The sequence below is a fragment of the Protofrankia sp. CiP3 genome, assembly GCF_917627345.1.
Classification (GTDB): domain Bacteria; phylum Actinomycetota; class Actinomycetes; order Frankiales; family Frankiaceae; genus Protofrankia.
The window spans coordinates 1-7119 of record NZ_CAKJTM010000160.1 but is presented as its reverse complement, the minus strand read 5'-3'; the positions used below and the strand labels follow the sequence as shown (position 1 = coordinate 7119).

The following is a 7119-nucleotide window of genomic DNA, read 5'->3' as shown; positions in this document are numbered from 1 at the left end:
ATCGTTCACCGCGTCATGAAGCCGTGGCAATGCTTCGAGCTTTCTTTCCTTCGGACGTGCCAGGTTCTCCTCGCAGCGTCGCTGCGCCTCGACCGCACGGTATGCCGTCGCGCCGCCGTTACGGTCGATCTCCCGAGATATTGTTGAGTGGTGCCGGCCGAGCATCTGCCCGATATACCGCGCCGACTTGTGCCGGCTCAGTTCCCGGGAGATCGTCTCCCGCTCCTCGATCTTCAACAGCTCGTGCGAAGCCATCTACCGTCCAGTCTGTCGACACTACCGAGATCATCCTATCGGAGTATCGCTATGACCGTTTGAACTCGCCCCCTTGCATTCCCAGGAAGATCTCGATAGAGTGGCCGCAGAGCTGAATGGTAGGCCTCGTGAGACGTTGGGCTGGCGCAAGCCGGTAGAAGTGTTCAACGATCTGCTGGAAAGGCATGTGTCGCCTTGACCGCTTGATTCCGCCGGCTGTCACAGATGCCGGGATGATTTTGGGGTTGGTGCACGGGTTTCTCCCTGAAGTGGCTGGTGGTGTCCCAGGAGGGTTATGCAGAACTCTTCCATAAAGATCTATAGCAGTGTCTCGACCTGCGGCGATGCATGATCTAGATCATCCAGAATGGGAGTTCTGAATAAGCCTCCAGGTGTAGAAGTGGATTAGACGGTTCGCTCGATCTTTGGTTGCGAACGTGGTCTCCGTCGGCTCTTCCTGCCCCCCATGGAGACCTCGCAACGCGGCCTTTGTCATGCCGGGCGTCAGCGGGCCGCCGCATGGCTGGTTCTCCGAGAGACAGAGTGAAAGATTGGAACAGACGTGACTGCGCATGGTGTCGACCACGTGGAGTTCTTTGTGGGAGACGCCGCTCAGGCCGCCCACTACTACTGCACCACTTACGGGTTCCGTGTAGTGGCGGAGGCGGACCCGTTGACGGGTCTCGCCGGTGCGCGTTCGCTGGTGCTGGCGCACGGCGGGGTCCGTCTGGTGGTAACCTCCGCACTCCATGATGACCATCCGGTATCCCGGTTCGTGCGCAGGCACGGTGACGGGGTGCGGGATGTGGCTCTGTGCACGACGGACGCGGTCAGCGATTTTGCCAGGGCGGTGGCTGCCGGGGCCGAGGCGGTCGCGGGGCCGCGGACCTTCGAGGACGGGAGCGGCCGGGTCACCGTGGCCACTGTCGCCGCGGCCAATGATCTCGTCCACACCCTCGTACAGCGGGACGATCCGTCCGGTTCCTTCCTCCCGGGGCGCTATCGGTCCATCTCCGAGGCCGCAGTGCCGACGGCGGAGCTGTTCCGGTCGATCGATCACCTGGCCTTCTGCCTGCGTCCCGGATCGCTGGCAGGCGTCGTTGATTTCTACGAGCGGGCTCTGGGTCTGCGGCACACCTACTACGAGTACATCGTCGTCGGCGGTCAGGCCATGGAGTCGAAGGTCGTGCAGGACGAGAGCCGGGGCATCACCTTCACCATGGTGGAGCCCGACCCCAGCGGCGCCCGCGGGCAGCTCAACGACTTCCTGGACGGCTTCGACGGCCCGGGTGTACAGCATGTGGCCTACGGAACCGACGACATCGTCCGGGCCGCGGGCGAACTACGCGAGTCGGGGGTCGAGTTCCTGTCGACCCCGGCGGGCTACTACTCCTCGCTGGCTGAGCGGGGCATCGACGTGGACATCGACACCCGGGCGCTTCAGGAGCTGGGCCTGCTAGTGGACCGGGACGAGTGGGGGCACCTGATACAGGTGTTCACCCGCTCGCCGTTCGCCCGCCGGACCGTGTTCTTCGAGCTGATCCAGCGCGTCGAGGCACGCACCTTCGGCAGTGGCAACATCAAGGCCCTCTACGAGGCCGTCGAACGCGAGCGGGTGCAGGCCCCGGGCCTTACCGTCCGGGCGGGCAGGTGACCGCACGCACCGTCGCTGGGACGGACCTACCTGAGGGATCGGACCGCAGCGCGTTCCTCTCCCTCCTCGCTTACGAAGAGGCGGCCCGCGTCCGGCTCGATCCGCCGGTGTGGGACTACATCGCGGGCGGCAGCGGCGAAGAGGTCACCCTGCGGGACGAGCGTGCTGCATACGGCCGCTACCGGTTGCGGCCGCGGGCCCTGGTCGACGTGTCCGGCTGCGAGCTGGGCACCACGCTGCTGGACAGTCCGGTGGCCTTCCCCGTCGGGGTCGCTCCGATGGCCTACCACTGTCTGGTCGACCCACAGGGCGAGGTGGCCACCGTCCGTGCGGCCGGCGCAGTGGGTGCGCTCACCGTGGCCAGCACTTTCGCCAGTACCACGCTGGAAGAGACTGCCGCCGCGGCGACCGGCCCGCTGTGGCTGCAGCTGTATGTCCTGCGCCGCCACGAGGTGACCGAGTCCCTGGTCCGCCGGGCGGAGGCGGCCGGCTACCGGGCCCTGGTGATCACCGTGGACACCCCGCGGATGGCACGCCGGGAGCGCGATTTGGGCAACGGGTTCAGGCTGCCGCCGCACATCCGGCCGGTCAATCTCGACGACGGCCACGCGGGCGGACTGCACGACGGCCGTTCGGGTGAATCGGTCCTGGCCTGGCACGCCGCCCGTCACCACGACGCCGCCTTCACCTGGAAAGACCTGGCCTGGCTGCGCTCACTCACCCGACTGCCGCTGGTTCTCAAGGGCGTACTCACCGCGGAGGACGCCCACCGAGCCGCCGACCTGGGAGTGGAGGGACTGATCGTGTCCACCCACGGAGGCCGCCAGCTCGATGGTGCGGTGGCGGCGCTGGACGCGCTGCCCGAGGTGGTCCGGGCCGTCTCCGGCCGCTGCGAGGTATTGGTCGACGGCGGCATCCGCCGCGGCACCGACGTACTCAAGGCACTGGCCCTGGGCGCCCGCGCGGTCCTGGTCGGCCGCCCCGTCCTGTGGGGCCTCGCGGTCGACGGCGCCGCTGGGGCGGAACGGGTCCTGTCCACGCTGTACACGGAGCTGGAAGAGGCCATGGCGCTGTCCGGCCGGCCACGCCTGGACATGATCGGCTCGGACCTTCTCCACCCTTTCTTCCCTGCAACGCAACATCACTGATCGACAGGAATACGGCACCTCGATGAACACGACTTCCTTCACGCTTACGCCCGCCGAGCAGCTCCTCCTGCCCACCGAGGAGGAGGTGGAGTTCTATCAGGACCACGGCTGGTACCTGTCGAAGAAACTGCTGACCGATGACGAGGTCGACACCCTGGCCGCGGCCAGCGACCGGTTCTACGCGGGCCACCGGGACCGTCCCCTGCCGGTGCGGCCGCCGCGCCTGGCCTACTGGGAGCCCTCGCAGGGTGATGTGCACCGGCACAACGACTACATCTTCTACGAGGAGGAGACGATCCGCCGGATCCTATCCAAGCCGGTCATCGCGGCGGTCGCGGCGCGCATTGCGCAGACCAGCCAGATACGGCTGTGGAACAGCACGCTCATTCACAAGCCCCCGCGTCTGGACGACGCCCGGAACATCGTGCCGTGGCACTTCGACCGGCACTACTGGCAGACCTGCTCTTCGGACCAGATGCTGACCGCCTTCATCCCCTTCCACGACTGTGATGAGGAGATGGGGACGATTACGATGATCGACGGCAGCCACACCTGGAAGGAGATCGGCGGTGACGACAGCACCACCCGGCACTTCGCCGACCGCGACCGTTCGGAGCTCGAGGAGATGTTGGAGGAGAACGCTGCCTACAACCAGGCGCGGGTGCGCAAGGTGCCGGTGAACATTCCCAAGGGGCACATCAGTTTCCACCACTGCCGGACCTACCACGGCAGCGGGCACAACCGCAGCGACCGGCCCCGCCGTGCCATCTCCCTGCACCTGCAGGACGCTGCCAACCAGTGGCGGCCCTTCCACCTCTCCTCCGGCGACCAGGTCGTCTACAACAATGACGTCCTCGTCCGCAAGGACGCCCAGGGCAATCCCGACTACACCGACCCGGACTTCACCCCCGTCCTGTGGGAAGACCCCCGGTGATCAGCCGCGATTCCACCCCTGTCCTGGAGGCGGACGAGCTGCACGGCTCGCTGTCCGACCCGCTGATGGAGGTGATGAACTTCCTCAACGAGATCACCTCCCGTCACCCGGAGGCGATCTCCTTCGGCCCGGGTCGGCCCTATGAAGGCCTGTTCAAGGCCGAGCGGATCGGTGACTACCTCGACGCGTACACACACCATCTCCGCGACGACCTCGGCCGGACCCCGGCTGAGGTCCGCACCCTGCTCTTCCAGTACGGGCGTACCAACGGCCAGATCCACCACCTGGTGGCCCGCACCCTGCACAACGACGAGGGCATCCAGGCCCACCCGGAGTCCCTCGTCGTCACGGTGGGCTGCCAGGAAGGCATGTTCATCACCCTCCGCGCGCTGTTCGCCCGTCCCTCGGACGTCCTGCTGGTCCCCTCCCCGTGCTACATCGGCATCACGGGGGCGGCCCGGCTGCTGAACATCGAGACAGCGCCAGTCCCGGAGGGCGAGGACGGCATCGACCCCGAGGCACTGCGGCGCACCGTCGCCGCCCTGCGAGCAGCCGGCAAGCGGCCCCGGGCGCTGTACGTGATCCCCGACTTCTCCAACCCCACCGGTATCCGCATGACCCTCCCCGCACGCCACCGCCTGCTGGAGCTGGCCGAGGACGAGGACCTGCTGCTGCTGGAGGACAACCCGTACGGCTTCTTCACCCGCAGCACCGGCACCCACCGGCCCACGCTGAAGGCACTCGACACCCGCCGCCGTGTGATCTACCTCGGGTCCTTCGCCAAAACCTGCTTCCCCGGCGCCCGGGTCGGCTACGTGGTGGCCGACCAGCACGTCCGCGCGCCGGACGGCCGCCAGACGCTCCTGGCCGAGGAACTGTCGAAGGTCAAGAGCATGGTCACGGTGAACACCCCGGCACTCAGCCAGGCCGTCATCGGCGGGATGCTCATCACCCACGGCTTTCGCCTGCGCGAAGCCAATGATGAAGCTGCCGGCTTCTACCGACAGAACCTGGACGTCCTGCTGGACTGCCTGGATCACCTGCTCCCGGCGAGTCGACGGCAGCAGGCCGGGATCCGCTGGAACGCACCCGAGGGCGGCTTCTTCCTCACCCTGACCCTGCCCATCCCGGCGGACAACGCGCTGCTGGAAAGATCCGCCCGCGACCACGGCGTGATCTGGACACCGATGAGCTACTTCTACCCCGACGGCGGCGGCCGCCACCAGATGCGGCTGTCCCTCAGCTCCCTCACACGCGACCAGGTCACCGAAGGAGCACACCGCTTGGTCTCCCTGCTGGAACGGAACTGCCGGTGAACGCCGTCCTCTACGCGGTGACCGTCCTGATCTGGGGCTCCACCTGGCTGGCCATCAAGGGGCAGCTCGGAGAGGTCCACCCCACCGCCTCCATCGCCTACCGGTTCGCGCTGGCCGCCGTACTACTACTCGGATGGGCCCTCCTGCGCGGGCTTCCCCTACGCTACCCACTACGTGTCCACCGGCAGTTCGCCCTGATGGGCACACTGATGTTCTCCACCAACTTCGTGTGCTTCTACTACGCCGAGCAACACCTGGCGACCGGCCTCGTGTCGGTCATCTTCGCCATGTCCCTGCTGGTGAACATCGCCTTCGCCCGCCTGTTCCACCGCCGCACCATCGCCCCCAGGGTGCTCGTCGGCGCGGCCATCGGCCTGCTCGGGATGGGGACGGTGTTCTGGTCGGAGCTCACCCGGCTGTCCTCTGAATCCGGCCGGGGCATCACGCTCGCCCTCACGGGCACGCTGGTGTTCTGCCTGGGCAACGTGGTCTCCGGCCGGACGCAGGCCGCAGGCATCCCGGTGGTCCAGAGCACCGGGTACGCCATGGCCTACGGGACCCTGCTGCTGACACCGTTCGCACTGTTCTTCGGCGGCGGGCCCGCCTTCGAACCGACACTGGCGTACACCGGCTCACTGCTCTACCTCGCCGTCTTCGGCTCGGTGATCGGCTTCAGCGCCTACCTCACCCTGCTCGGACGGATCGGCGCCGAGCGCGCGGCCTACGCCACCGTGCTCTTCCCCGTCGTCGCCTTGATCCTCTCCACCGTCTACGAGAACCTTCACTGGTCCGGGCGGGACCTGGCCGGCACCGCCCTGATCCTCCTCGGAAACGCCGTCGTCCTGACCAGTCCAGCGCTGCTCCGGCGCCAGCCAGCGCCGGGAGAACGCCGTAAGCCGGACATGGAACCCATCAACTGAAGTAGCCAGGGATAGCGTTCAGCGGCCACCCACCGTGAGCAATCGGCAGCCCAGAACTGTCACGCCCGGTGACTTGCTGGCGGCTGGCCGGGGTGATCTCCTCTGGTTCTCTGGCCTACTGGCACCCGCCCCCGCCGGTGCTGCAGCCACGATCGGCCCGGCGGCACCCCTCTGCCCGGCCCCCGCACCGACGACACCGCCGGCGATCACGCCAACGGGGCGGCGGACAGCGACCCACGCATGCCAGGGCAGTGCGTCCCCGAGCCCTCCGGGGTGCGGGCGGGGACGCCTCCGACATGAACCTGTACCGACTGCAAGCCACCGAGGCCGGATCAGCGCCGGGCATCCCCGGGCGCCAGCAGGCTGGTCAGCTCGGCGATGGCCTCCGGCGAGGGCTTGAAGTAGCGGCGGACGTTCTCCGGCTTCTTATGCCTCGACTTCGCCATCAGCATCAGCAAACTCGCCCCGGCCTCGCCGAGGTGGGTCAGGGAGGAGTGCCGCCACTCGTGCAGGTCCCAGCCCGTCCCGGGCCCGCGCACTGCGGTGTGCTTGTCCAACAGGGCGCGGGCCTGCCCGTAGGAAAGCCGGGCGAGGCCGGTGTCCGGGCAGACGTCGCGCGCCGACGACCTTCCCTGGGCCAGGTTTGCGGTGGGTGACGAACACCGGTCCCCGGGTGCGGCTCTTGAGCAGACGGGGCAGGAGTCGGACAGTGCCGGCGTCCCAGTACACGGTCTCCAGCACGAAGTCCTCGCGGGCCTGGCCCCGCCGCCGGGCCTTGGCCCGGGCACCCTTAGTGGTTGAGCCTGGAAGTCCTTCGGGGGTGTTAGGCGGCCTGCGCGAGGGCTCTGGCACTCGGTTCGGACTCCACCCGACTCCCGTGATCATCGCTGTT

At 67.6% G+C, this 7119-nt stretch carries 6 protein-coding genes and 2 pseudogenes; 6 read left to right on the top strand and 2 right to left on the bottom strand.

Going from position 1 to position 7119, the window contains the following annotated elements; translation table 11 throughout:
- On the bottom strand, positions 1 to 255 hold a 255-nt coding region (locus MJ797_RS25080; RefSeq protein WP_239341951.1), incomplete at its 3' end, for a helix-turn-helix domain-containing protein.
- A gap of 76 nt (positions 256 to 331) precedes the next feature.
- Here MJ797_RS25080 and MJ797_RS25075 point away from each other — a divergent pair.
- From MJ797_RS25075 to MJ797_RS25050, 6 genes and pseudogenes are all read left to right on the top strand, one after another.
- Positions 332 to 454 (top strand): annotated as a pseudogene (locus MJ797_RS25075) (IS30 family transposase); the annotation flags it as partial.
- A gap of 363 nt (positions 455 to 817) precedes the next feature.
- Positions 818 to 1909, top strand: a complete 1092-nt coding sequence (hppD, locus tag MJ797_RS25070; protein WP_239341949.1) for a 4-hydroxyphenylpyruvate dioxygenase — start codon at positions 818 to 820, stop codon at positions 1907 to 1909.
- Positions 1906 to 3057, top strand: coding sequence for an alpha-hydroxy acid oxidase (locus MJ797_RS25065; protein ID WP_239341947.1), 1152 nt, complete (start codon positions 1906 to 1908; stop codon positions 3055 to 3057). The genes hppD and MJ797_RS25065 overlap by 4 nt, the downstream gene beginning before the upstream one ends.
- A gap of 22 nt (positions 3058 to 3079) precedes the next feature.
- Positions 3080 to 3991, top strand: coding sequence for a phytanoyl-CoA dioxygenase family protein (locus tag MJ797_RS25060; RefSeq protein WP_239341944.1), 912 nt, complete (start codon positions 3080 to 3082; stop codon positions 3989 to 3991).
- 65 nt (positions 3992 to 4056) lie between these two features.
- Entirely contained in the window at positions 4057 to 5307 is a 1251-nt protein-coding gene (locus MJ797_RS25055; RefSeq protein ID WP_374582956.1) for a PLP-dependent aminotransferase family protein, read from the top strand.
- A complete protein-coding gene (locus tag MJ797_RS25050) occupies positions 5304 to 6227 on the top strand; it encodes a DMT family transporter (protein WP_239341938.1) in 924 nt (307 codons plus the stop codon). The genes MJ797_RS25055 and MJ797_RS25050 overlap by 4 nt, the downstream gene beginning before the upstream one ends.
- A 332-nt stretch (positions 6228 to 6559) precedes the next feature.
- Here the strand turns inward: MJ797_RS25050 and MJ797_RS27680 are convergent.
- Positions 6560 to 7019, bottom strand: a pseudogene (locus MJ797_RS27680) (site-specific integrase); the annotation flags it as partial.
- Positions 7020 to 7119: the final 100 nt, after the last annotated feature.